Source organism: Chromobacterium haemolyticum, from assembly GCF_002081825.1.
Classification (GTDB): domain Bacteria; phylum Pseudomonadota; class Gammaproteobacteria; order Burkholderiales; family Chromobacteriaceae; genus Chromobacterium; species Chromobacterium fluminis.
The window spans coordinates 1-24,240 of record NZ_MUKU01000055.1 but is presented as its reverse complement, the minus strand read 5'-3'; the positions used below and the strand labels follow the sequence as shown (position 1 = coordinate 24,240).

At 63.6% G+C, this 24,240-nt stretch carries 16 protein-coding genes and 1 pseudogene; 12 read left to right on the top strand and 5 right to left on the bottom strand.

The features are described 5' to 3' along the window. The first annotated feature begins 249 nt into the window (after nucleotides 1-249). The gene (locus tag B0T39_RS23625; RefSeq protein ID WP_141111382.1) at nucleotides 250-1,017 is read left to right on the top strand and encodes an amino acid ABC transporter substrate-binding protein; all 768 of its coding nucleotides are present in this window, start codon (nucleotides 250-252) and stop codon (nucleotides 1,015-1,017) included. A gap of 262 nt (nucleotides 1,018-1,279) precedes the next feature. Continuing rightward, nucleotides 1,280-3,088, top strand: a complete 1,809-nt coding sequence (locus B0T39_RS23620) for a carbon starvation CstA family protein (RefSeq protein ID WP_081551077.1) — start codon at nucleotides 1,280-1,282, stop codon at nucleotides 3,086-3,088. Nucleotides 3,089-3,197: 109 nt separating this feature from the next. Here the strand turns inward: B0T39_RS23620 and B0T39_RS23615 are convergent, their stop codons facing one another. The 5 genes from B0T39_RS23615 to zigA form a co-directional block, all read right to left on the bottom strand. After that, nucleotides 3,198-5,186, bottom strand: coding sequence for an exotoxin A binding domain-containing protein (locus B0T39_RS23615; protein WP_081551075.1), 1,989 nt, complete (start codon nucleotides 5,184-5,186; stop codon nucleotides 3,198-3,200). Between the two features lie 1,336 nt (nucleotides 5,187-6,522). Beyond that, the gene (locus B0T39_RS23610; RefSeq protein WP_081551073.1) at nucleotides 6,523-7,860 is read right to left on the bottom strand and encodes a dihydroorotase; all 1,338 of its coding nucleotides are present in this window, start codon (nucleotides 7,858-7,860) and stop codon (nucleotides 6,523-6,525) included. Next, nucleotides 7,861-8,421 carry a carbonate dehydratase gene (locus B0T39_RS23605; RefSeq protein WP_048409814.1) on the bottom strand — a complete coding sequence of 187 codons (561 nt, stop codon included), beginning with the start codon at nucleotides 8,419-8,421 and terminating at the stop codon, nucleotides 7,861-7,863. A gap of 151 nt (nucleotides 8,422-8,572) precedes the next feature. Next, the gene (folE2, locus tag B0T39_RS23600; protein ID WP_081551071.1) at nucleotides 8,573-9,457 is read right to left on the bottom strand and encodes a GTP cyclohydrolase FolE2; all 885 of its coding nucleotides are present in this window, start codon (nucleotides 9,455-9,457) and stop codon (nucleotides 8,573-8,575) included. Continuing rightward, nucleotides 9,454-10,701, bottom strand: coding sequence for a zinc metallochaperone GTPase ZigA (gene zigA / locus B0T39_RS23595; protein WP_081551069.1), 1,248 nt, complete (start codon nucleotides 10,699-10,701; stop codon nucleotides 9,454-9,456). The genes folE2 and zigA overlap by 4 nt, the downstream gene beginning before the upstream one ends. A gap of 308 nt (nucleotides 10,702-11,009) precedes the next feature. Between zigA and B0T39_RS23590 the strand changes: the two genes are divergently transcribed. From B0T39_RS23590 to B0T39_RS25360, 10 genes and pseudogenes are all read left to right on the top strand, one after another. Then, the gene (locus B0T39_RS23590; protein WP_081551066.1) at nucleotides 11,010-14,711 is read left to right on the top strand and encodes a nitrate reductase subunit alpha; all 3,702 of its coding nucleotides are present in this window, start codon (nucleotides 11,010-11,012) and stop codon (nucleotides 14,709-14,711) included. Further along, on the top strand, nucleotides 14,708-16,258 hold the full coding sequence (gene narH / locus B0T39_RS23585) for a nitrate reductase subunit beta (protein ID WP_081551064.1): 1,551 nt from the start codon (nucleotides 14,708-14,710) through the stop codon (nucleotides 16,256-16,258). The genes B0T39_RS23590 and narH overlap by 4 nt, the downstream gene beginning before the upstream one ends. An 11-nt stretch (nucleotides 16,259-16,269) precedes the next feature. Beyond that, nucleotides 16,270-16,911: a nitrate reductase molybdenum cofactor assembly chaperone gene (narJ, locus tag B0T39_RS23580; protein ID WP_081551062.1), complete on the top strand. Its 642-nt coding sequence runs from the start codon at nucleotides 16,270-16,272 to the stop codon at nucleotides 16,909-16,911. Between the two features lie 22 nt (nucleotides 16,912-16,933). Further along, nucleotides 16,934-17,620 carry a respiratory nitrate reductase subunit gamma gene (narI, locus tag B0T39_RS23575; protein ID WP_081551060.1) on the top strand — a complete coding sequence of 229 codons (687 nt, stop codon included), beginning with the start codon at nucleotides 16,934-16,936 and terminating at the stop codon, nucleotides 17,618-17,620. A gap of 203 nt (nucleotides 17,621-17,823) precedes the next feature. Further along, entirely contained in the window at nucleotides 17,824-18,078 is a 255-nt protein-coding gene (locus B0T39_RS23570) for a hypothetical protein (RefSeq protein WP_081551058.1), read from the top strand. A gap of 133 nt (nucleotides 18,079-18,211) precedes the next feature. Beyond that, entirely contained in the window at nucleotides 18,212-20,191 is a 1,980-nt protein-coding gene (locus B0T39_RS23565; protein WP_081551056.1) for a methyl-accepting chemotaxis protein, read from the top strand. Nucleotides 20,192-20,409: 218 nt separating this feature from the next. Then, nucleotides 20,410-21,384, top strand: coding sequence for a GTP 3',8-cyclase MoaA (gene moaA, locus B0T39_RS23560; protein ID WP_081551054.1), 975 nt, complete (start codon nucleotides 20,410-20,412; stop codon nucleotides 21,382-21,384). A 10-nt stretch (nucleotides 21,385-21,394) separates the two neighbouring features. Continuing rightward, nucleotides 21,395-23,329 (top strand): type IV pili methyl-accepting chemotaxis transducer N-terminal domain-containing protein, encoded by a 1,935-nt coding sequence (locus B0T39_RS23555; RefSeq protein ID WP_081551052.1) that lies wholly within the window; start codon nucleotides 21,395-21,397, stop codon nucleotides 23,327-23,329. A gap of 70 nt (nucleotides 23,330-23,399) precedes the next feature. Next, complete coding sequence (locus tag B0T39_RS23550; protein WP_081551081.1) at nucleotides 23,400-24,068, top strand: response regulator; 669 nt, start codon at nucleotides 23,400-23,402, stop codon at nucleotides 24,066-24,068. Nucleotides 24,069-24,154: 86 nt separating this feature from the next. Beyond that, nucleotides 24,155-24,240 (top strand): annotated as a pseudogene (locus tag B0T39_RS25360) (IS5/IS1182 family transposase); the annotation flags it as partial.

The window sequence follows — 24,240 nt, the reverse complement described above, 5'->3', positions numbered from 1 at the left end:
ATACCACCAGCAGTGTTTGCGGCACGCTATCGCCAGCAGCGGACCACCGAACTATCAAGCAGTACCACTACCATGCAAACCTAGGACTTCTCTCCTTATCGCTGGTATGGCTGGAGGGGGAAGATCACCAAGGGCGCACTCATCGTGTTGCGTTTCACCACGAGCAACTGATCATAAGCAGGTTTAAGCATTCGGGTAATATGGGACGGCCAGGCTAGCTCTTCTGACAACAAACGAAGGAGTGGGGGCATGGGGACATGGAAACAGGGAGCTGGGTGTTTGCTGCTAACCGGCAGCGCGCTGGCGTGCAACGGCACTGTTGTGCAGGAGAGCGCCGAGGAGGTCAACAAACCAGACATCCACGGCATCGGCATCTTTTTGCCGCATTTGATGGAAAATATCGAGTCCGGGCCGTTTCCGGATCTGATCCATGTGCTGGCACGGCACTATTCGCGAGGCAAGATCACCTTCAGCATTGAGCCGGTGAGGCGCGCGGTACTTGATTCGGAAGCCCGCAGCGCCGACTTCCGCTTTCCGGTCATGAAAGTCCGCGAGACAGCGGATGGCGGAACTCCATACCAATACTCGCGCGAGCTGCTAGGTAAGGTGACTTTTGTGTTGTATTCCAACAAGGCCAAGCCGCTGAGCAAGCCGGACATCTTGAAAATGGCCAATCTCGCCAAGTACTCGGTAGAGGCTTCGCCGGTGAACTGGGGCTTCCCCACCAAGAGCATAGTTAATCTAGAGTTGTCGCTGAAAAGGCTGAACTTCGGCCGTATCGACGCGGTGATATGGGCGCAGGAGGAGGCTGATTTCATTCTCCGCAAAGATGGCTTGAAGTCGATACATCGCGAGCACTTCGACGACTATCCCGATGTTTTCTTTTTGCCTTGCACCCGGCGCGGTGACTTCGTCAACCACGCGTTGGGAGAAGCCATCCGCGCCGCGCGCGCCAGCGGAGAACTGCAAAAAGCCTACGCCAAGGTGCATAAGCCTTACCAGAACTGGCAGCCTTGATAAGCTGTTCAAAGCCTGCTGCGCGTCGTGGAGCATTACACGGTGAGTACGGCTTCGAAATGCTCATGTACCGCTTGACCCTTCCCGCTTTCTCGGCCGGTTTCGCTTTGTCTCCCCCGAGATCGTCAGCACGTTCGGGGCACCGTTCGCCCCGCTCTGGCCGCCGCTGGTGCCGCCATGCTGCCGCTGAGCCGGTTTCCGCCCCACGGAGGCCGCGCCCGCGCGTAAGTTCTGGGTGAGACTATCACCGGAGCTGACAAAAATGGATCACGCATTGACCTTCGTGATCGCCACCCTTTGCATACTTGCCATCTGCTACCGCCTGTACGGGGTGTTCTTCACGCGCAAGGTATTGGGTGTCGATGATAGCGCCGTGACCCCGGCGCATGAATTAAAGGACGGCAAGGACTATGTGCCCACCAGCAAGTGGGTGGCGTTTGGCGGCCACTTCGCCGCCATCGCGGCGGCCGGCCCGTTGGTGGGGCCGGTGTTGGCCGCCCAGTACGGCTATCTGCCCAGCATGCTGTGGCTGTTGATCGGCTGTGTGATCGGCGGCGCGGTGCACGACACCGTGGTGTTGTTCGCCTCGATGAAGCATCACGGCAAATCGCTGTCGGAAGTGGCCAAGACCGAGCTGGGCCCCTGGGCCGGCTGGTGTACCGGCCTGGCCATGCTGTTCATCATCACCATCACCATGGCCGGCTTGTCCATGGTGGTGGTGCACGCGCTGGAGCGCAATCCCTGGGGCGCGTTCGCGGTGAGCATGACCATTCCCATCGCCATCGCCGTCGGCCTGTGGGAGCGCGTCACCGGCAGCATGAAGAACGCCAGCTATGTGGGCGTCGCCGCCATCATGGCCTGCGTGTTCGCCGGCCCCTACATCCAGGGCACCGCGCTGGGCGAGCTGCTGACGCTGAAGGCGTCCACCGTGTCCCTGCTGCTGCCCATCTACGCCTTCTTCGCCACCGCGCTGCCGGTGTGGATGCTGCTGACCCCGCGGGCCTGTCTATCCAGCTTCATGAAGATAGGCGTGTTCGGCCTGTTGGTGGTGGGCGTGGTGTTCATCAATCCGCAAATCCAGTTCCCCGCCGTCACCCAGTTCATCCACGGCGGCGGCCCGGTGCTGGCCGGCCCGGTATGGCCGTTCATCTCCATCACCATCGCCTGCGGCGCCATTTCCGGCTTCCACGCCTTCATCGGCTCCGGCACCACGCCCAAGCAGATAGACCGCTGGAGCGACATCCTGCCGGTGGGCTTCGGCGCGATGCTGGCTGAATGCGTGGTGGGGGTGATGGCGCTGATCGCTGCCACCGCGCTGCATCCGGCGGATTACTTCGCCATCAACTCCGCGCCGGATGTCTTCGCCAAGCTGGGCATGCAGGTGGTGAACCTGCCGCAGCTGTCCCAGGAAATCGGCCTGGACCTGTACGGCCGCACCGGCGGCGCGGTGACGCTAGCGGTGGGCATGGCGGACATTTTCACCCGCATCCCCTGGTTCCATAATCTGGCGTCTTACTTCTTCCAGTTCATGGTGATGTTCGAAGCCGTGTTCATCCTCACCGCCATTGATTCCGGCACCCGCGTCGCCCGCTATCTGATCCAGGATTTCGTTGGCGATGCCTGGGCGCCGCTCAAACGCACCGACTGGATGCCCGGCGCCATCGGCGCTTCGGTGGTGGCCTGCCTGCTGTGGGGCTATCTGCTGAACTCCGGCGACATCAATTCGGTGTGGGCGCTGTTTGGCGTGTCCAATCAGCTGATGGCGTCCATCGGCCTGATCATCGGCGCCACCATTATCCTGCGGCTGTCGCACAAGCGCGCTTACATGATGACCTGCCTAGTGCCGTTGGCTTATCTCTACGTCACCGTCAATTACGCCGGCTACTGGATGATCAAGCACGTTTATCTGAACCCGGCGGCCAAGGGCTACAACCTGTTCAACGCCGCCATCTCCATTGCCATGCTGGCGCTGGGCCTGGTGATCCTGCTCTCCGCCTGCCGCAAGTGGATGGAGCTGCTGGCGCGGCCGGCGCCGGACGCGAGCCGGGAACTGGCCGCCACGGAGGCTTGAGCCGCTTAATCATAATTGGGGTAAGACTTGGCCCGCTGGAAACAGCGGGCTTTTTTTGCGCCAGGGCCGTGGGAAAGCCAGAGGGCGCTTTCCCAGGGCCTGATGGTGGTCAGCGCTTGGTGACGTAGTCAGGCAGAGCGCTGATCTTCTTCTCGTAGTCCGGCACATTGATGGGCCGCACGCTGTTGTTGCCCTGAATCATCGACGGAATCGCCACCGCGTGTTCCGCCATATCCCAGCCCAGAATGGTTTCATCCGCCTCGCCGGGGTCTTGAGGCCCGGTGATCGACTCATAGCCCAAGAGGCTGTTCAAGGTGACGTTGCGGCCGAGCAAGCGGCTGATCTCCCTGAGCGCCGCGGCCTCGTCGCTAAGCGGCTGGCTGGTGCGGAACAATTGGGGTAGAGCGGTTCTGAGCACGTAGACGCGCATCATGATGCCGGTGGCGCCGGAGTCGTTGTCCAGCGCGTAGCCGTAGGCGACATTCGGATCGCCGGCGATGTAGAGACCGCGCCAGATCGGTTGCAGCTCCTGGGAACGGCGGGTGATGCCGGCGGTGACGATGCTTGTGGCGGCGGCGCGGGAGCCGCCGTGATAGCCGGCGAAGACATAGTCCTGGTTCAACAGCCGCTGATGGGTGGCTAGCAGGCGCTCCTGGCTCCAGTTGCCGGTGGTGCCGTTGGCGAGGAATTCCACCGCTTCGCCCGGCGCGAAGAAGCTTGAGCCGGGGTGGTACTCGCGGTTGACGTGGGCGCCGTCGGCATTGGCGGCGGCGCAGGGCTCGCTGTCGGCCGGGCAAGTCAGCGACAGCACGTCCGCTCTTTGCGCGTCGTCGGCGCTGGCGCCGGCGTGGTTGGCGCGATAGGCGTTCAAGCGCGCTTCCGCCTCGGCCAGGCCTTCGCGGGCCAGTTCCGGCGTTTCGCGCACCGCGGTGCCCAATTGCTCCAGCGCCTCCGGATCTTGCGCGCCGCTGACCGGGCGGGAATGGATCAAGTCATCGACCACCTGGCGGAAACGGTCGAAGGATAGCCGGGTGGCGATGTATAGCCCGACGATGTTTTCCACCCGGAAGCCGCAAGCGGACAGTTCTTCCCAGCCCCTGGGCTGGCGGCTGCGGGCCAGGGATTCCAGCGGAATGCCGCAGACGCGGTGGGCGGACAGCGCGCCCAAGGCGTTTTCCTTGCTGAAGTGCACCCGGTGCTGGATGGGCGCTTTGGCCAGCGGTTTGAATTCATTGATCTGCGGCTTGCCGGCCACCACCTGGTACAGCTTGCCTTCCCAGGTCTTGTTCAATTGGCAGCGGTTTTGGGTGACGTAGTTGTAGATGGCGTCCAGTGGGTCCAGCCAGCACAGCAGGACGCCGCTATGCCATTCGCTCCAGCGCTTTTGCCGGTTGTGCTGCGTGGGCGCGGCGGTGTAGCCCACGCCCGGCCAAGACAGGATGATGTCGTTTCTTGGATTGGCGGAGCTGAACGCCAGCTTGGCCTTGTCCGGCCAGCGCGCCAGCGCGGCGTTGTCCAGGTCCACGCTGTACAGCGGCGAGTGATCGACGATCTTCTTATTGCTGTCCATGTCCATGATGAACAGCTTGATGCTGGTGGGCGCGTCTTTGCCGATAGGCACCACCCAATTCAGCGTGAACCATTCGGTGCGGCGCTTATGGGTGAATGTCTTGACCTTGCCGTCTGGGGCGGCCAGTTCAATGGTCAAAGTGCCCGGCGCGTGGCCGGTGCTTTGGCCGTCGTTGATCCGGACCTTGGCGAATTCATCGATCTTGATGGTGGCGCTATTATTGGCCGCGGCGATGAGACGGTCTTGCACGAACATCGAGTAATACAGCACGCCTTCGTCCGGCGACGGGGTGATTTGCAGCGGCAATGAGGTGCTGATGAATTTGCCCGGTTCCGCCGGCGAGAGAATGCAGTTGTCCGCGCATTGCTTGAAGATTTCGAAATCGGTTTTGATGACGGAACTGGCGGCCTGTTTGAAATTAACAGTCTGTACCGATCCGGCGGAAAAGGGACTGGCTTCGTCGGTTTCGCATGCGGACAATAAGGGAATCAGGCCCGCGGCAAGGGCAAGGCTTTTATACAATCGCATATGGCGCTCCTAAGTGATGGAATGAAGCGAGCGAGCCATTGTTGTGATCATTTTTGTAAATGATTGAATTTTATATTTACAGTATTCCGCTGTTTGTTTTTTGAGGTCAATGGTAAATAATTACAGTTCTATGTCATTGATTTTGATTATTAAATTGCTTTTTAGGAAAGTATTAAATAAAGATGGTTTTATAAGAACTTTATCGTTGTTTCTATTGGCGTGACAGATGGGTATTTAAATGTTTTTGGCATTTTATTGGCCGCCGGTTTTTATTGGGGGGAGGGGGGCGGAATGGCGATGCGGTTTCAATTAGACCGCCTTGGCTTGACGTATTTGGCCGTTTAGCCAACCCTTTTCGCCATGCTATCGTGCGGCATGGTCGGTATCGGCGTAAATGTTAAGGCGGGCGCTGGCGGGGAGCCTTCACGGGCTGCCGGTTCCGATATGCCGGTCTGTCAACCCTGCCAGGTGCCTGCCGCTCCCGTTTGACAGCGGGAAGCAGGTGTAACCCATATCGGAGACGTCATCATGATTGATTCGAGTCGCGTTCCGCGAACCTTGTTTTCCCCCGACCCTGACCAGATGAGCGTTGCTTATCGTCGCGCTTAGGACCCGCTAACAAAACCCCTGATCCTGCGTTGCGCCTCCTTGTCGTACGACTTGTACTGCCTGCGTCGGCGCGCCTTGGCTCAGGTTCTCTGCGAGGTTTTCTTAGCGGCTCTAAGTGCGGAGTCTCTTGCTGCGCCCCTTGGCCCGTATGTTGCTGTGCCGCATGGCAAGACGGTGGCGGCGCCTTGGTCGGGGTATGCGGGCATCTCAATAGCGCGCTGGCAGGGCATGGCAAGACCAAGCGGCGGGTGATCCCCGCCGGGGAAAGCTTGAGCCGTCGTTTGGCGACAAACGGCGGCTTTTTGCGTTTTTGGCGTCTGCTCACGATTTTTCTAGTGTGCTGAGACATGACTAGATGCATGGAAAACCACGTATCCGACTTGCCCTAGGCCCCTTCAAGCCTGCCGTCGGGTGGCAGGCCCGAGGTTTTAGCTACGCAGAAACTTCGCTTCGCTCGTTTTAAGCGGCTGCTTGTTCGAGCAGCGCGACGTTAGCGCGCCATCACTGAGCGAATCAAAGATTCGCACGTAGAGAGTTCCGCCGCGCCTCGGGCCTGACGGGGCCCGGCGGGTAGCCGCAGGCCAGGCTTGCAGGGTGGCCTTTAGGAGTGGAGAGGATATTTGGCCAAGCAAATATCCTTTCCCTGCCCGCCGGGCAGCCCCGGCAATGAAAATTACCATCCGCGAAGCGGATTCAATGTATTAAGCAATGATCCCGTGACCGGCCCTCAACGCACAAACCGCAGCGGCAGGCCCTGGCAGTCCGGCTGGAGGCGGCCCTGGAACCAAGCCAATTGACCGGAAACGATGGTGGCGCTGACCGCGTGGCGGAAGGCCAGATGCGGGAAGGGGGTCCAGCCGCAATGAGCCAGCAGGGCGTCGCGGCAGACCGGGCGCGGCGCGGGCAGGCGCTGCACCAGCGTGAGATCGGCCCAATAGCCTTCGCGCAGATAGCCGCGTTCGGCGATGGCGAAGCGGGTGGCCACCGCGTGGCTGGTCTTGTCCACCAGTTGCGGCAGCGTCAGTTCGCCGTCGGCCACCAATTCCAGCAGCGCCGGCAGCGCGTGCTGGACCAGCGGCAGGCCGGCCGGGGCCTGTGTGTAGGGCTGCTGTTTTTCCTCCCAGGCATGCGGCGCGTGGTCGGTGCCGATCAGATCGATGCGGCCGTCGCGCAGCGCCTGGCGCAGCGCGTCGCGGTCGGCGCGGCTTTTGATCGCCGGATTGCATTTGATCAGGTGGCCCAGGCGGGCGTAGTCGCCGTCGTCCAGCAGCAGGTGGTGGACGCAGGCTTCGGCGGTGATGCGCTTGCCGGCGACGGGACCAGGCTGGAACAGCTCCAGTTCGCGCGCGCTGCTCAGGTGCAGCACATGCAGCTGGCTGCCGTGGCGCCGCGCCAGGTCCACCGCCAGCCGGGTGGACTGATAGCAGGCTTCGACATCGCGGATCAGCGGGTGCTGGTCCGGCGGGATGTCGTCGCCGAAGCGCAGCCGCCAGGCGGCTTCGCGTTCGCGGATGCGCGGCGTGTGTTCGCAGTGGGTGAGGATGGGCAGCGGACAGGCGGCGAACAGCCGTTCCAGCGCGGCCGGGTCGTCCAGCAGCAGGTCGCCGGTGCTGGCGCCCATGAACACTTTGACGCCGGCGGCGCGGTTGGGCGGCAGCGCGGCGATCAGGTCCAGATTGTGGCGGGTGGCGCCCAGATGGAAGCCGTAATTGGCCACCGAGCCGGCGGCGGCGCGGCTTTCCTTGTCCGCCAGCGCCTCCAGGCTGGTTGTGGCCGGCCGGGTGTTGGGCATGTCCATGAAGCTGGTGACGCCGCCGGCCACCGCGGCGCGGGATTCGCTGGCGATGCTGCCCTTGTGCGGCGCGCCGGGTTCTCGGAAGTGGACTTGGTCGTCGATCATGCCGGGCAGCAGCCATTGGCCGGCGGCGTCGATGTCGATGTCGCCGGGGCGACCGGGCAGGCTGGCATCGATGCGGCGGATGCGGCCGTTGCCGACGCGCAGGTCGGCTTCCCACTCGCGGCCGTCGCTGACCAGGCGGGCGTTGCGGATCAGGATGTCGCTCATTCAGAACTCGTTTTGCAGCGCTTTGTAGCCGCGCACCAGTTCGCTGTTGGCGCGCAGCACGTCTTCGGAGAATTCGGCGGCGGAGACGCTGGCTTTGGGCAGGCGCGCGGTGTCGCTGGCCGCGCCTATGCGTTCGGTGGAGGCCACGTAGCAGCCGGCCGGCAGTTCGCAGCCGTCCACCACCGCGTTGTGGCGCACCACGCAGCCGTCGCCGACGCGGCAGTTGAACAGCACGCTGTTGAAGCCGACGAAGACGCGTTCGCCCACGGTGCAGGGGCCGTGGATGATGGAGCGGTGGGCGATGGAGGTGTGCGCGCCTATGGCGACGGCGGCGCCGGCCTTGGAGTGGATGACCACGCCGTCCTGGATATTGGAGTGGGGGCCGATGACGATGGCCTCCATCTCGCCGTTGGCGTCCACTTCGTCGGCGCGGATCACTGCGTAGGGGCCGATGAAGACATGGTCGTGGACGATGATCTTGCCGCAGAGGATGGCGGTCTTGTCGACGTAGGCGGATTCGGCGATTACCGGCAGGTGGCCGGAGGGGTTTTTGCGTATCAAGCGCTGCTCCCTGAGAGTGTGTTCACGATCTGCTGCGCTGCGGCGATACGGCGTTGAGAACATCTTCGAAATGCTCATGTACCGAATGTACATTCCGCTTTCTCCGCTGTTCTCGCCTTGTCTCGCTCTTGCTCGCGAGATCGTGGATAAATTATGAGAGCTGGCTGGCGGCCACCGCGTCGTGCGGGTGCAGGCTTTCCTGATGGCGCACGTCGACCCGGCTCAGGCCGTGGCCGGCCAGCGCCGCTTGCAGCCGGCGCGCGGCGTCTTCCACATACATCAGATTGGCGCCGTTGAGCGCGGCGAAGGCTTGTTCGTCGGCGCGCTTGACCGCGGTTTGCACCGGGGTGGCCAGCGCCTGCTCGGCCAGGTCTATGCGCGCCGCGAGCTCCCAGCCGGCGGCGTCGGCGGGGATGTCGAAGCGCAGCCGCGCCTGGCTGCGCTGGCTGTGCGGGGTGGCCAGGGTGGCGTGTTCCAGCAGCCAGGCGTGGACCGCGTCCGGCGTGGCCGCGCAGTTCTGTTGGAGGAAGGCGTCGGCGATCAGCCGGCGCGCCAGCGCGGCGGAGCAGGGGCAGGTGGAGGAGTAGGCGATTTCCACTTCGGCCCATAGCCGGCAGCCGTCGCCGTCGAGTTCGGCGCCCAGCGCGGCGGGGTAGGCTTTCCAGCCGGACAGGCCCGGCGTGGCCAGCGCTGGGCGCTGGCACAGCAGTTCGAAGCGGAATTCCGCGCGGGCGGCGTCGCTGCCGCAGTCGGCGTGGCTGTCCGCCATCGCCTGCAGCAGTCGGCTTAGGGCGTCCGGGTTGAGCGGCGCGGCGTCGGCGTGGGCTTGCAGCAAGCGGTAGAGCCGGGACATGTGGATGCCCTTGATCGCCGGCCGGGGCAGGTTGACTTGCACGCTGGCGCGGGCGGCGACGCAGCCTTGGGCGGCGTCCGCCAGCCGCAGCGGCAGCGCGATGCCGTCCATGCCCACCCAGTTCAAGGGCAGCAGCGCGGCGGCGGCGCCGCTGCGCGCGATGTCGGGCAGCGGGGCGTTCATGCGGCGTCCTCAGCGGCGGTTTCCAGCGGCGGGAACGGGTCCGGCAGCAGCGCCCAGGCGGCCGGGCCGGCGGCCATTTCGGCCTCGTCCAGCAGGCAGGCGTCCAATTGCCGGCGCAGTTCCGCTTCGTCCATGGCGATGCCGATCAGCACCAGTTCCTGGCGCGCGTCGCCGATGCCGTCCCGCCAGTGGCTTTCGATCTGGCGCAGGCTGTCTTCGTCCTGCGGCCAGTGTTCGCGCGGGGTGGCGGCCCACCACTGGCCGGCCAGTTCGTGGCGGCACACCGCGCCGGCCTGCGACCACAGTTGGGCGTGAGCCGGGCGGCTGGCCAGCCAGAAATAGCCCTTGGAGCGCAGCACGCCGGGCCATTCCCGTTGCGCCAGTTCAAAGAAGCGCTGCGGGTGGAAGGGGCGGCGCGCGCGGTAGACGAAGCTGGCGATGCCGTATTCCTCGGTTTCCGGCGTGTGCTCGCCGCGCAGCTCGCTGAGCCAGCCGGGGGCGTCGGCGGCGGCGTCGAAGTCGAACAGGCCGGTGTTGAGCACCGTGTCCAGCGGCACCTGGCCGAAGCGGGCTTCGACGATGCGGGCGCGCGGGTTGAGCTGGAGCAGGATGCCGGCCAGCCGTTCCTTGTCCGCGGCGTTTATCAGATCGGTCTTGTTGAGCACGATCACGTCGCAGAACTCCACTTGTTCGATCAATAGGTCCGCCACCGTGCGTTCGTCGGCCTCGCCCAGGGATTCGCCGCGTTGCCGCAGCTGATCGCGCGAGGCGTAATCGCGCAGGAAGTGACAGGCGTCCACCACGGTGACCATGGTGTCCAGCCGCGCGGAATCGGCCAGGCTGCGGCCTTGCTCGTCGGCGAAGGTGAAGGTTTCCGCCACTGGCAGGGGTTCGGCGATGCCGGTGGATTCGATCACCAGTTGGTCGAAGCGGCCTTCGCGCGCCAGCCGCGACACTTCCAGCAGCAGGTCTTCGCGCAGGGTGCAGCAGATGCAGCCATTGCTCATCTCCACCAGTTTTTCCTCGGTGCGGGACAGCGCGGCGCCGCCTTCGCGCACCAGGGCGGCGTCGATATTGACCTCGCTCATATCGTTGACGATCACCGCCACGCGGCGGCCCTCGCGGTTGTTGAGGATGTGGTTGAGCAAGGTGGTTTTACCGGCGCCGAGGAAACCGGACAGCACGGTGACCGGCAGTCTGGCGTCCGCGGATGGCGCGGCGGCGGGGGAGAGGGTGGGCGTCATGGTATGGGTCCGATTAGGTGATGGCGATGCGGATGGAGAGAGCGCTTGGCTTTCACTGTTTTTGTTATGTTATAACGTTTTATTTTTCCGCGACAAGCGCCTCTTGTCGCAACTAGTTCTTTCTGGCTAGTTCTTCTCGCCAAAGTACTAATCGTGACTAGTGCCAATGCGCCGCCCGGCGTCGACCTTCGGCGAATGTCGGCGCTTGCCGGCGCGTTCTAAGCTTGCAATCAAGTGAAAAGGTCCGTTTCCCCCGGTGGCTGGAGCCGCCGGCCCGCACGGCGCGGACCCCGATATTTGGAGGCAAGATGAGTCACTTTCTCGACCGTTTGAATTTCCTGGGCAAGACCCGCTCCACCTTTGCCAATGGTCACGGCGCCGTCGTCAACGAGGATCGCGGTTGGGAAGACGCCTACCGCCAGCGCTGGCAGCACGACAAGGTGGTGCGTTCCACCCACGGCGTGAACTGCACCGGCTCCTGTAGCTGGAAGGTGTATGTGAAGAACGGCCTGATCACCTGGGAAACCCAGCAGACCGATTACCCGCGCACCCGGCCGGACCTGCCCAATCACGAACCGCGCGGCTGTCCGCGCGGCGCGTCCTACAGCTGGTACGTCTACTCCGCCCAGCGCGTCAAATATCCGATGATCCGCGGCCGTCTGGCCAAACTGTGGCGCGAAGCGCGCCAGACCCTGAGCCCGGTGGAGGCCTGGGAAAAGATCAGCCAGACGCCGGAACTGGCCAAGCAGTACAAATCCAAGCGCGGCCAGGGCGGTTTCGTGCGCGCCAGCTGGGACGAGGCCAATGAGATCGTGGCCGCCGCCAACGCTTTCACCATTAAGAAATACGGCCCGGACCGCGTGGTGGGCTTCTCGCCGATTCCGGCGATGTCCATGGTGTCCTACGCCGCCGGCAGCCGTTACCTCAGCCTGATCGGCGGGGTGCCGCTGTCCTTCTACGACTGGTACTGCGATTTGCCGCCGGCCAGCCCGCAGACCTGGGGCGAGCAGACCGACGTGGCCGAATCCGCGGACTGGTACAACTCCACCTATCTGATGGTGTGGGGCTCCAATGTGCCGATGACGCGCACCCCGGACGCCCATTTCTACACCGAGGTGCGCTACAAGGGCACCAAGACGGTGGCGGTGTCCAGCGACTTTGGCGAAATGGCCAAGTTCGGCGATATCTGGATGGCGCCCAAGCAGGGCACCGACGCCGCGATGGCCATGGCGATGGGCCATGTGATCTTCAAGGAGTTCCACCTCGATAAGCCGTCCGGCTATTTCACCGACTACATCCGCCGCTATACCGACATGCCGATGCTGGTGGCGCTGAAGCAAGACGGCGAGCGTTACCTCCCGGACTACTTCCTGCGCGCCTCCCATCTGGAAGGCGGCCTGGGCGAAGACAACAACCCGGACTGGAAAACCCTGCTCATCGACGAGGCCAGCGGCGACATCGTCGCGCCCAACGGCTCCATCGGCTTCCGCTGGGGCCAGGCCGAGGGCAAGGCTGGCAAGTGGAACCTGGAGCAGAAGGACGGCGGCAATGGCCGCGAGGTGTCCGCCAAGCTGTCGCTGATCAAAGAAAGCGATGCGGTGGTGGGCGTGGGCTTCCCTTACTTCGGCGCCGAGCACGATGAACTGCTGACCCGCAATGTGCCGGCCAAGCGCATTCGTCTGGCCGACGGCAGCGAAACCCTGGTGGCCACGGTATTCGACCTGATGGCGGCCAACTACGGCATAGATCGCGGCCTGGGCGGCGGCAACGTCGCCGCCGACTACATGGACGATGTGCCCTACACCCCGGCCTGGCAACAAAAGCACACCGGCGTGAAGCCGGAACTGGTGATCCAGGTAGCGCGCGAGTTCGCGCAGAACGCGGACCAGACCCAGGGCAAGTCCATGGTGATTGTCGGCGCGGCGCTGAACCACTGGTACCACATGGACATGACCTACCGCGGCATCATCAATATGTTGATGCTGTGCGGCTGCATCGGCCAGTCCGGCGGCGGCTGGTGCCACTACGTGGGCCAGGAAAAACTGCGCCCGCAAACCGGCTGGGCGCCGCTGGCCTTCGCCGGCGACTGGAACCGCCCGGCGCGGCAGATGAACGGCACCAGCTTCTTCTACGCCCACACTAGCCAGTGGCGGCATGAAAAACTGGGCGTCGGCGAAATCCTGGCGCCGACGGCTGACGGCCGTATGGCCGGCATGGCGCTGATCGACTACAACGCCAAGGCGGAACGCATGGGCTGGCTGCCGTCCGCGCCGCAGCTGTCCGCCAACCCGCTGGACGTGACCCGCGCCGCGGAAGCCGCCGGCCAGGACGCCGCAACCTACGTGGTGGACGGCCTCAAGTCCGGCAAGCTGGACCTGGCCTGCAACGACCCGGACAATCCGCAGAACTTCCCGCGCAATATGTTTGTGTGGCGTTCCAACATCCTGGGCAGCTCCGGCAAGGGCCACGAATACTTCCTCAAATACCTGCTGGGCACCCAGAACGCGGTGCTGAATTCGGAAGACGACTGCATCAAGCCCACCGAGATCACCATGCGTCCGGCGGCGGAAGGCAAGCTGGACCTGTTGGTGGTGCTGGACTTCCGCATGTCCACCACCTGCTTGTACGGCGACGTGGTGCTGCCCACCGCCACCTGGTACGAGAAGGACGACCTCAACACCTCGGACATGCACCCCTTCATCCACCCGCTGTCCGAAGCGGTGCAGCCCTTGTGGCAGTCCCGCACCGACTGGGAGATCTACAAGGGCTTCGCCAAGAAGCTGTCCGAGCTGGGCAAGGACTATCTGGGCGTGCAAAAGGATCTGGTGCTGACCCCGCTGATGCACGACACCCCGGAAGAACTGGGCCAGCCCTTCGATCCCAAGGACTGGAAAAAAGGCGAGTGCGAGCCGGTGCCGGGCAAGACCATGCCCAAGATGACGGTGGTGGAGCGCGACTACGGCGCGATTTACGACAAGTTCACCACCATCGGCCCCTTGCTGGAAAAAGCCGGCAACGGCGGCAAGGGCATCAACTGGAAAACCGGCCATGAAGTGGACATCCTGCGCGGCCTGAACCAAGTGGCGAGCCAAGGCGCCGGCAAGGGCCAGCCCAAGCTGGAAACCGCGATCGACGCCGCCGAGATGATTCTGACCCTGGCGCCGGAAACCAACGGCCACGTGGCGGTGAAGGCCTGGGACGCTCTGTCCAAGATCACCGGCCGCGACCACACCCATCTGGCCAAGCCGCGCGAGCACGACAGCATCCGCTTCCGCGACGTGCAGGCGCAGCCGCGCAAGATCATCTCCTCGCCCACCTGGTCCGGCCTGGAAAGCGAAGAAGTCAGCTACAACGCCGGCTACACCAATGTGCACGAGCTGATTCCCTGGCGCACCATCACCGGCCGCCAGCAGTTCTATCAGGATCACCAGTGGATGCGCGCCTTCGGCGAAGGCCTGTGCGTGTACAAGCCGGCGGTGGATCTGAAAACCACCCAGGCGGTGCTGGGCAAGCATGGCAACGGCAACCATGAACTGGTGCTGAACTTCCTGACCCCGCACCAGAAGTGGGGCATCCACAGCACGTACTCCGACAACCTGCGCATGTTGACCCTGAGCCGTGGCGGCCCGAACGTGTGGCTGTCCGAGGACGACGCCAAGAAGGCTGGCATCGTGGACAACGACTGGATCGAGGTGTTCAACGCCAACGGCACGCTGACCGCCCGCGCCGTGGTGTCGCAGCGGGTGCCGCAGGGCATGACGCTGATGTACCACGCCCAGGAGAAGATCGTGAACGTGCCGGGCGCGGAAGTGTCCGGCAAGCGCGGCGGCATCCACAACTCGGTAACCCGCGCGGTGACCAAGCCCACCCACATGATAGGCGGCTACGCGCAGCTGTCCTGGGGCTTCAACTACTACGGCACCGTGGGCGCCAACCGCGACGAATTCGTGGTGGTGCGCAAGATGAACACAGTGGACTGGATGAATAGTCCGGCAGGAGAGCAACAATGAAAATCCGCGCTCAAATCGGCATGGTGTTGAATCTGGACAAGTGCATTGGCTGTCACACTTGTTCGGTCACCTGCAAGAACGTCTGGACCAGCCGCGACGGCATTGAATACGCCTGGTTCAACAACGTGGAAACCAAGCCCGGCATCGGCTACCCCAAGGAATGGGAAAACCAGGAAAAGTGGAAGGGCGGCTGGGTGCGCAAGCCCAACGGCAAGCTGGAGCCGCGTCAGGGCGGCCGGCTGAAAATCCTGGGCAATATCTTCGCCAACCCCAATATGCCGGCGATTGACGATTACTACGAGCCGTTCACCTACGACTACGAACACCTGCAGAACGCGCCGGAAATGCAGACCCCGCCCACCGCGCGGCCGGTGTCGGTGCTGACCGGCAAGAAGATGGACAAGATCGAATGGGGCCCGAACTGGGAGGACGATCTGGGCGGCGAATTCTCCAAGCGCAGCAAGGACGCTCTGTTCGAAGGCATCCAGAAGGAGATGTACTCGGCCTTCGAGAACACCTTCATGATGTATCTGCCGCGGCTGTGCGAGCACTGTCTGAACCCGGCCTGCGTCGCGTCCTGTCCGTCCGGCTCCATCTATAAGCGCGAAGACGACGGCATCGTGCTGATCGATCAGGACAAATGCCGCGGCTGGCGCATGTGCGTGTCCGGCTGCCCGTACAAGAAGATCTATTACAACTGGACCTCCGGCAAGGCCGAGAAGTGCACCTTCTGCTACCCGCGCATCGAGGGCGGCCAGCCGACGGTGTGCTCGGAAACCTGTGTTGGCCGCATCCGCTATCTGGGCGTGCTCTTGTACGACGCCGACAAGATAGACGAAGCCGCCGCGGTGGAAGACCCGAAGAGCTTGTACGAAGCGCAGCTGGGCGTGTTCCTGGACCCGAACGCGCCGGAAGTGATCGCCGAGGCGCAGAAGCAGGGCATTCCGCAAAGCTGGATCGACGCCGCGCAGCACTCCCCGGTCTACAAGATGGCGATGGAGTGGAAAGTGGCCTTCCCGCTGCATCCGGAATTCCGGACCCTGCCGATGGTGTGGTACATCCCGCCGCTGTCGCCCATCCAGTCCGCGATGGAAAACGGCCTGATCGGCGAGAACGGCATCATCCCGGACGTCAAGGATCTGCGCATCCCCATCCAGTACCTGGCCAATCTGCTGACGGCAGGCAAGGAAGAGCCGGTGGTGAAAGCGCTGGAAACCATGGTGGCGATGCGGCGCTATATGCGCAAGAAGAGTGTGGAAAAGGTGTCCGACGCCGCCTCCCTCAAGGGCACCCATTTGAATCCGGCCCAGGTGGAGGAAATGTACCAGGTGATGGCCATCGCCAATTACGAAGACCGCTTCGTGATTCCGTCCAGCCACAAGGAACTGGTGGAAAACACTTTCGAGGACAAGGCGTCCTGCGGCTTCACCTTCGGCAACGGCTGCTCCGGCGGCGAGTCCGACGCCAGCTTGTTCGGCAAGAAGAAAGCCACCCCCATCGTGTTCCACGACATGCGGCGCGACCGCAAGTCCAATTCCGGTCAGTGAGGGAGAACGCCATGCGCATCTATCAAGCCTTATCGGCGCTGCTGTGCTACCCGGAGCCGGACCTGGTCGCGGCGGCGGACGACATCCGCGTCGAAGTCGCGGCGGAGCCGCGCATCGCCCGGCTGCTGGAGCCGCTGCTGCTGTCCTTGGAAGGCGAGGATCTGATCACCCTGCAAGAACGCTATGTGCAGACCTTCGACCGCAACCCCTGCCATTCGCTGCATCTGTTCGAGCACATCCACGGCGAGGACCGCGCCCGCGGTCAGGCCATGGTGGACCTGCTGGCGGAATACCAGGCCCAGGGCTTCGAGCCGGCGGGCAACGAGCTGCCGGACTATCTGCCGCTGTTTCTCGAGTTCCTGGCGCAGTGCCAGCCGGAAGAGGCCACCCGGCTGCTTTCGGACGCGGTGCACGTGATCGCCCATGTGGCCGGCAAGCTGGCCGACAGTCACTCCCACTACGCCGGCGTGCTGCAGGGCCTGGTGCTGCTGTCGCCGGTGACGCCGGAGGCGCTGACCGTGCCGCCGGTGCGCGACATGGACGAGATGCTGGAGACCTTCGGCCCCGGCGCCGACGGCGTGGAGCCGCTGCTGAAGCCGGCGCGGCCGGCCATCGCCCCGGTGAATTTTTACCCGCAGCGGCCGCAGGGCTGAATCCCGCTGCCAGGAGAGCAACATGAACTATCTGCACCAATTCGTATTCGGCATCTACCCCTACATCGCGCTGGCGGTGTTCCTGCTGGGCAGCCTGATCCGCTTTGACCGCGAGCAATACAGCTGGAAGAGCGAATCCTCGCAGCTGCTGTATCGCGGCCAGTTGCGGCTGGGCAACATCCTGTTCCATCTCGGCATCATCGGCCTGTTCTTCGGCCATTTGGTGGGGCTGCTGACCCCGGTGGCGGTGTGGGACGCGCTGGGCGTCAGCCACAGCTTCAAGCAAGTGTTCGCGATGACGGCCGGCGGCATCATGGGCGGCCTGTGCCTGATTGGCATTCTGATTCTGCTGCACCGCCGCTTCACCTGCGACAGGCTGGCGGCCAACACCACCTGGCGCGACAAGCTGGTGTTGCTGTGGATTCTGGCCACCTTGTTGTTGGGTCTCAGCACCATCGCGGTGTCGGCGCAGCACCTGGACGGCCACGAGATGGTGTTGCTGATGAACTGGGCCCAGCACATCGTCACCTTGCGCGGCGACGCGGCCTTCTTCATCGTCGACGCCTCGCCGGTGTTCAAGGCGCACTTGTTCATGGGCATGAGCTTGTTTGTGATCTTCCCGTTCACCCGTCTGGTACACGTGTGGAGCGGCTTCGGCGCGGTGACCTACCTGGGCCGGGCCTGGCAGCTGGTGCGGCCGCGGGGTTGATCCGGCGGGCTTGCCAAGATTTGCATGACGACGCGGCGGAGCGCACCAAGGTGCTTCGCCGTTTTTCATGCCATCAGGCTACATATAAACTCGATAAGTTGTGTAGCGATAACAAGAGCGAACAATCCCTAACAATTCGAAACAGCCGGCGGTCAACCAAACGGTTAAGCTGCGCCATCTGTTTAAACTCGGGAGTTAGCTGCATGAAACGCGCACTTGTCATCGTTTCGCTGAGCCTGGCCGGCCTGGCCTCCGCCGCCATGGCGGACACGTCCACCATCGTCGGCGGCGCGCTGGGCGGCGCGACCGGCGCGGCCATCGGCCACGACTATGGCAAGCCGGCGGCGTCGGAACGCCATGACGACGATGGCCGCCGTTATCGCAAGCACCGTCATCGCCACCACCGCGACAAGGGCTATTTCTGCCCGCCGGGACAGGCCAAGAAAAGCCGCTGCTGAGCGTCCCGTCGACCATAGTCATTAGTCACATCGCCGTATTCAGCATGGGCCGGGCTTGATCTATATTGATGGGTGTTGGTTTCCATTGTCATGGAAAACCATAAGAAACAGCCAATAGAGATCGGAGCCCGCCATGCTGTCCAGGCTATCCCTCGCCAGCAAGCTGCTATTGCTGCTGCTGCCGTTTTCCGCCGCCCTGATCGGCCTGGCCTCGGTGCTGGCCGTCGATCGCTTTCAGACCCTGTCGGAACTGCAACGCTCGGATCGCCTGATCCAGGTGGCGGCGCGTTCCAGCCAGTTGATCCATGATTTGCAGACTGAACGCGGCCTGAGCAACGGCTTCCTCAGCGGCCAGGCCGCCGGCCTGCCGCCGCCCTTGCAACAGGCGCGCTCGGTCAGCGACAAGGACTTGGCCGCCTTCCGCGACGAGGCGGCCAATCACGCCGCCAGCAGCCTGGCCGGCGATCTGTCCGCCTTGAGCGGGCAGTTGGACAGCCTGTCCCAGTTGCGCGACAGCGTGGAAAAACGCGCGACGCCGCCGGGGGAAGCCTTCGCCGCTTATTCCAGCCGCATCGACGCCCTGATCGGCCTGATCGCCAAGCTGGCGCAGGCGAATAGCGACGGCGATCTGCTGCGCAGCACCGCGGCCCTGCTCAGCTTGCAATGCGAGAAGGAGTTCGCCGGCCGAGAGCGCGGCTACGTCAACGGCGTGCTTAACGGCGGCGCCTTCGACCAAAAAAGCTTCGCCCAGGCGGTGGGCCTCAAAGCCAAGCAGGACGCTTGCGCCGGCCAGCTGCGGCTGATGGCGGACGAAGCGCTGCGCGCCCAGGCGGATTCGGTGGAGGGAGGCGACGAGGCCAAGGCCTTGCAGGCGCTGCGCGATAAACTCTTGGGCCAGGTCCTGGGCCAGCCTGCCGGCGTGGCGCCGGCGGCGTGGTTTCAGGCGGCGACCCAGCGCATCGGCGCGCTGAAAACGCTGCAGGACAAGCTGTTGTCCGATCTGGCGGCTCAGGTGGCGGCCAAAGTGTCCCAGGCCCGCGTCGACCTGTGGGTGACGCTGGGCGGCTCCGCCCTGGTGATTCTGGCTTTGGGCGGCTTGGGTTTCGCCATCTATCGCGGCATCCATGTGCCGGTGCAGCGGCTGGAACTGCTGATGACCTCAATGAGCCGGGATTTCGACCTGCGGCCGCGCGCCAACATCCGCGGCCATGATGAAATCGCGCGCATGGGCAAGGCTTTCGATCATTTGGTGGAGGCCTTCGCCCGCACCCTGAATCAAGTCAATCACAACGCCCATAGTTTGGTGGAGGCGGCGCATGCGATGCTGGCGATTTCCCACCGCGCGGCCAAGGCCTCTGAGACCCAGAGCCACTCGGCCGCGGGCATCGCCGCTGCGGTGGAAGAGATGAGCGCCGGCATAGAATCGGTCAGCGCCAACACCCGCCTGTCTTTGAACGTGGCGCAGCAGATGCAGAGCAGCGTCAGCGACGGGCGCGAGCGCATGCGCAGCACCACTCAGGCCATGAATCAGACTTCGTCGGTGCTGGACGACGCCGGCGGCCGGATAGAGTCCTTGCAGCAGAAGTCCGAGGATATTCGCTCCATCATCACCGCCATTCGCGAGATTGCAGATCAGACCAATCTCCTGGCCTTGAACGCGGCGATCGAGGCGGCGCGCGCCGGCGAGATGGGGCGCGGCTTCGCCGTGGTGGCGGACGAGGTGCGCAAGCTGGCTGAACGCACCGGCAAGGAGACGTTGGACATCACCTCTTTGATCGAGGACATCCGCGGCGAGACCCAAACCGCCGCCCACCATATGCAGGAGGCGCGTCAGCGCATGGAGTCCGGCCTGGAGCTGGTGGGCCAGACCGTCAACGATCTGGACGAAATCCATGAGGAAGCCAGCGAAGCGGCGGCCAAGAGCCAGGGCACCGCGGCGGCGATGGCGCAGCAGACCGCGGCTAGCGGGGAGGTGGCCAACAATATCAGCGTGATCGCCTCGCTTGCGGAGGAGAATTCCGGCCTGGTGCAGGAGGTGGCGGATTTGTCCGACCGGCTCAACGCCTCGGCCAGCGAACTGGTGGAGCTGGTGGATAAGTTCAAGCACGCCTGAAAACCTGTTTACGATCTGCGTCGCTTCGACGCTGTCCTCAGGCTTCAATTCTGCCGGCTGGCCCCTAGTTAGAAGTGACTAGGGGCCAGCGTGCTTTGGTTGGACTGCGGATTATTGGTCTAGCTAGTAAAATAGAATCAGGAAATATCAGATTGGCGGCGACAGCCGGGCCACTTGGTTGCGACTAAGCGGTATCATTGGCTGCCATGGAGGAACTCATGCTTACCGACCGCTTCGGGCGCTCCATCGAATACCTGCGTTTGTCCGTGACCGACCGTTGCGACCTGCGCTGCAATTACTGCCTGCCCAAAGGCTTCAAAGGCTTCGAGGAACCGGCCAACTGGCTGACCTTCGACGAGATAGAACGCGTGGTGGGGGCTTTCGCGCGCCTGGGCACCCGGCGGTTGCGGCTGACCGGCGGCGAGCCGCTGCTGCGCCGCAATCTGCCGGAGCTGGCGGCGCGCCTGTCCGCGCTGCCCGGCCTCAACGATCTGTCGCTGACCAGCAACGCCACTCAGCTGGCGCGCCATGCCCAGGCGCTGCGCGCCGCGGGGGTGAGCCGCGTCAACGTCAGTCTGGACTCGTTGCGCCGCGACTGCGTGCACGACATCACCGGCAGCGATAGCCTGCCGCGGGTGATGGAAGGCTTGATGGCGGCCAAGGACGCCGGCTTTTCCCCAATCAAGATCAATATGGTGGCGATGAAGGATGTCAACGACGCCGACATCGGCGCCATGGTCGCCTTCTGTATCGAGCATGGCTTCGTGCTGCGGCTGATCGAAGCCATGCCGATGGGCGATACCGGCCGCGCCGCCAGCTATCTGGACTTGCAGCCGGTGCTGCGTCAGCTGCAAACCGAGTTCGACCTTGTGGAACAGGCCGCCACCCTGGGCGGCGGCCCGGCCCGCTACTGGAAAACCCGGGACGGCGGTTTCTCGCTGGGCCTGATCACCCCCATATCCCAACACTTCTGCGCCACCTGTAACCGGGTACGGTTGTCGGTGGACGGCACCCTCTACATGTGTCTGGGCCAGGAAGAAAGTTTCGAACTGCGCCCCTTGTTGCGCGCCGGTATTTCCGACGCTGAGCTGGAAGCGGCGATCCGCGCGGCGATTGAACTGAAGCCGGAGAGACATGAGTTCAGCGAAAAGCCGCAAAAGCTGGTGCGCTTCATGTCGATGACCGGTGGTTAGGGCGACGGCAATGCGGCTGAACGTGTCTCCTGTGCTGGGCGGCCCGCTGGGCCAGCGGCTCAGCGCCAAGATCGTCGGCGTGCTGGCGGTCTTTCTGTTGGTGGCGCTGGGTTCCATCGGGGCCACGCTATGGCTGTCCTGGCAGCAAGAGGGCGGCGCGGCGGCGATCAACGACGCTGGGAGCCTGCGCATGCGCGTGACCCGGCTGGCGCTGGACTTGCAGCTCAGTGGCCGGGACGGCGCGCGCGCCGACACCTTGCGTCGCGACATGGTCAATTACGAAGCCATCTTGCAGAGATTGCGCCGAGGCGACCCGGCGCGGCCGCTGCTGGTGCCGCGTCAGGCGGATATTCAGCAGGCTCTGACCCAGGTGGAAACGCAGTGGCGCGAGCAACTGAAACCGGTGCTGCTGGACGCGCTGACGCGGCCCGGCGACAACGCGGCGGAGGGCGCCCGCTTTGCCGAGCGGGTGGCGCTCTACGTGGCGGACATCAACACCTTCGTCAGCGGTATGGAAGCCTACAACGCGCGCAATACCGACTACCTTCGCCTGTTGCAGCTCTTGCTCGCCAGCATGGCGGTGGTGGGCACCGTCGCGCTGATCTATCTGATGCTGCTGATCGTGCTGCGGCCGCTGGACAAGCTGCATCAGGGCATACGCCGGCTGGCGGCCGGCGATTACAGCGTGCGGGTGCCGGTGGAAACCGACGACGAGTTCGGCCAGGTCAGCACCGGCTTCAATCTGATGGCCGCCTGTCTGTCCGAATCCCACGCCACCCTGGAAGAGCGGGTACGCGGCAAGACCGCCAGCCTGCAGCAGAAAAACCAGGAATTGGCCTTGCTGTACGAAATCACCTCCTTCTGCAATCAATCCCAGCCGCTGGAAGCGCTGTGCAAGGGCTTTCTGGTCCGGGTGATGCGCGCTTTCGACGCGGACGGCGGCGCTGTGCGCTTGACCGACTACGGCCAGGGCATGGTATTCGTGGTGGCCGACGACGGCTTGCCGGAAGGGCTGCTGCGCGACGAACACTGCCTGAAAGTGGGCGACTGCCTGTGCGGCGAAGCCGCCGCCAAAGCCGAGAGCCGGGTGGAGAATATGCGCGGTCTGCCGGACAAACAATGCAGCCGCGAAGGCTTCCGCGTCGTCAGCGCCTTTCCGGTGGCGACGCAGAACCGCACGCTGGGCATTTTCAATTTGCATTTTCGCCAGGCGCGCATTCTGCTGCCGCAGCAAGTGCGACAACTGGAGATGTTGGGCCAGCATCTGGCGGTGGCGATTGAAAACCTGCGGCTGGCGGCCAAGGAGCGCGAACTGGCTGTGCTGGAGGAGCGCAATCTGGTGGCCCAGGGCTTGCACGACAGCATCGCTCAGGGTCTGTCTTTTCTGAACCTGCAAACCCAGATCATGCGACAGGCGCTGGACAGCGGCGATCCGGGTCTGGTGGACGACACGCTGGCCTTGTTCGAGGCCGGCGTCAAGGAAAGCTACGACGATGTGCGCGAGCTGCTCAACAATTTCCGCTCCAAGCTGTCGGAAAGTCTGAGTCAGGCGGTGAGCAGTTTGCTGGACAAGTTCCGCAAGCAGACCGGGCTGCGGGTGGAGCTGCGTTCCACCGGGGCGGGCGCGCCGTTGATGCCGGAGCAACAGCTGCAAATCCTGTTTATCCTGCAAGAGGCGCTGTCCAATGTGCGCAAGCACGCCGAGGCCAGCCAGATCACGGTCAGCCTCAGCGACGACGGCGAGGTCTTCGTGCTCAGCGTGCTGGACAACGGCGTCGGCTTTGATCTGGATACCGTGCGGAACAAGGGCGACGGCCATTTCGGTCTGTCCATTATGCAGGAGCGCGCGCAGCGCGCTGGCCTGCAGTTGGACATTGAATCCACCCTGGAGGCGGGCACCTTGGTCAGCCTGCTGCTGCCGCGCGCGCGGCGCATGGCCGCTTGAGCCACTGGCGCGGCGGCAAGACAGCTCTCATACTGTCCATATCTGAACTTGAAAGACCCGGAACTCGATGATGTCTGAACAGACCATACGCATTTTGCTGGTGGACGATCACACTTTGTTCCGCAGCGGAATCAAGGCCCTGCTGGCGCGCCAGGCCGGCTTCGACATTGTCGGCGAGGCGGCCGACGGCGCCGAGGGCGTCAAGCTGGCCAAGCAGCTGGATCCGGACGTGGTGCTGCTGGACCTGAACATGCCCGGCATCTCCGGCGTGGAAGCGTTGACCTTGATGCTGCAGGACCAGCCCAAGCGGGCAGTGGTGATGCTGACGGTGTCCGAGGAAGCCGACGACCTGACCGCGGCACTGAAGGCCGGCGCGCGCGGCTATCTATTGAAAAACATCGACGCGGATTTCCTGACCCAGGCGGTGGCGCGCGCCGCCGCCGGCGAATCGGTGATGAGCGATTCGATGACCGCAAAATTGATGGCCCAGTTCCGCCACGGCGCGGCGGCGCCGGTGGAACCGGCGGAGCAGGAACTGGATAAGCTGACCCCGCGCGAGCGCGAAATCCTCGGCTTCCTGGCCCAGGGCAAGAGTAATAAGGAAATCGCGCGCAGCCTGGACTTGGCGGAGAGCACGGTCAAGATCCATGTGCAAAACATCCTGAAGAAGCTCAGCCTCAGCAGCCGGGTGCAGGCGGCGGTGTTCGCGGTGGAGAACGGGGTGGGGCGCAGCGCTTGAGCGGCTGCGCACGACCCTGGCTCCCTGGAGCATGAACAGCTTCTAAGAGCCTGTTCACGATCTTTTCGTCCTGAGATAATTGCCGCATGCGAAGAAGCCATTATCCAAGCGACGTAAGTCGTGAACAGTTCGAACAGATCAGACCGCTATTGGAAAGCGTACGCAAGAAAAC

Excerpts from the sequence above, each read along its gene's own strand:
- B0T39_RS23625 (WP_141111382.1), top strand. The coding sequence starts at position 250 with ATGGGGACATGGAAACAGGGAGCTGGGTGTTTGCTGCTAACCGGCAGC.
- B0T39_RS23620 (WP_081551077.1), top strand. The coding sequence starts at position 1,280 with ATGGATCACGCATTGACCTTCGTGATCGCCACCCTTTGCATACTTGCC.
- B0T39_RS23615 (WP_081551075.1), bottom strand. The coding sequence starts at position 5,186 with ATGCGATTGTATAAAAGCCTTGCCCTTGCCGCGGGCCTGATTCCCTTA.
- B0T39_RS23610 (WP_081551073.1), bottom strand. The coding sequence starts at position 7,860 with ATGAGCGACATCCTGATCCGCAACGCCCGCCTGGTCAGCGACGGCCGC.
- folE2 (WP_081551071.1), bottom strand. The coding sequence starts at position 9,457 with ATGAACGCCCCGCTGCCCGACATCGCGCGCAGCGGCGCCGCCGCCGCG.
- zigA (WP_081551069.1), bottom strand. The coding sequence starts at position 10,701 with ATGACGCCCACCCTCTCCCCCGCCGCCGCGCCATCCGCGGACGCCAGA.
- B0T39_RS23590 (WP_081551066.1), top strand. The coding sequence starts at position 11,010 with ATGAGTCACTTTCTCGACCGTTTGAATTTCCTGGGCAAGACCCGCTCC.
- narH (WP_081551064.1), top strand. The coding sequence starts at position 14,708 with ATGAAAATCCGCGCTCAAATCGGCATGGTGTTGAATCTGGACAAGTGC.
- narJ (WP_081551062.1), top strand. The coding sequence starts at position 16,270 with ATGCGCATCTATCAAGCCTTATCGGCGCTGCTGTGCTACCCGGAGCCG.
- narI (WP_081551060.1), top strand. The coding sequence starts at position 16,934 with ATGAACTATCTGCACCAATTCGTATTCGGCATCTACCCCTACATCGCG.
- B0T39_RS23570 (WP_081551058.1), top strand. The coding sequence starts at position 17,824 with ATGAAACGCGCACTTGTCATCGTTTCGCTGAGCCTGGCCGGCCTGGCC.
- B0T39_RS23565 (WP_081551056.1), top strand. The coding sequence starts at position 18,212 with ATGCTGTCCAGGCTATCCCTCGCCAGCAAGCTGCTATTGCTGCTGCTG.
- moaA (WP_081551054.1), top strand. The coding sequence starts at position 20,410 with ATGCTTACCGACCGCTTCGGGCGCTCCATCGAATACCTGCGTTTGTCC.
- B0T39_RS23555 (WP_081551052.1), top strand. The coding sequence starts at position 21,395 with ATGCGGCTGAACGTGTCTCCTGTGCTGGGCGGCCCGCTGGGCCAGCGG.
- B0T39_RS23550 (WP_081551081.1), top strand. The coding sequence starts at position 23,400 with ATGTCTGAACAGACCATACGCATTTTGCTGGTGGACGATCACACTTTG.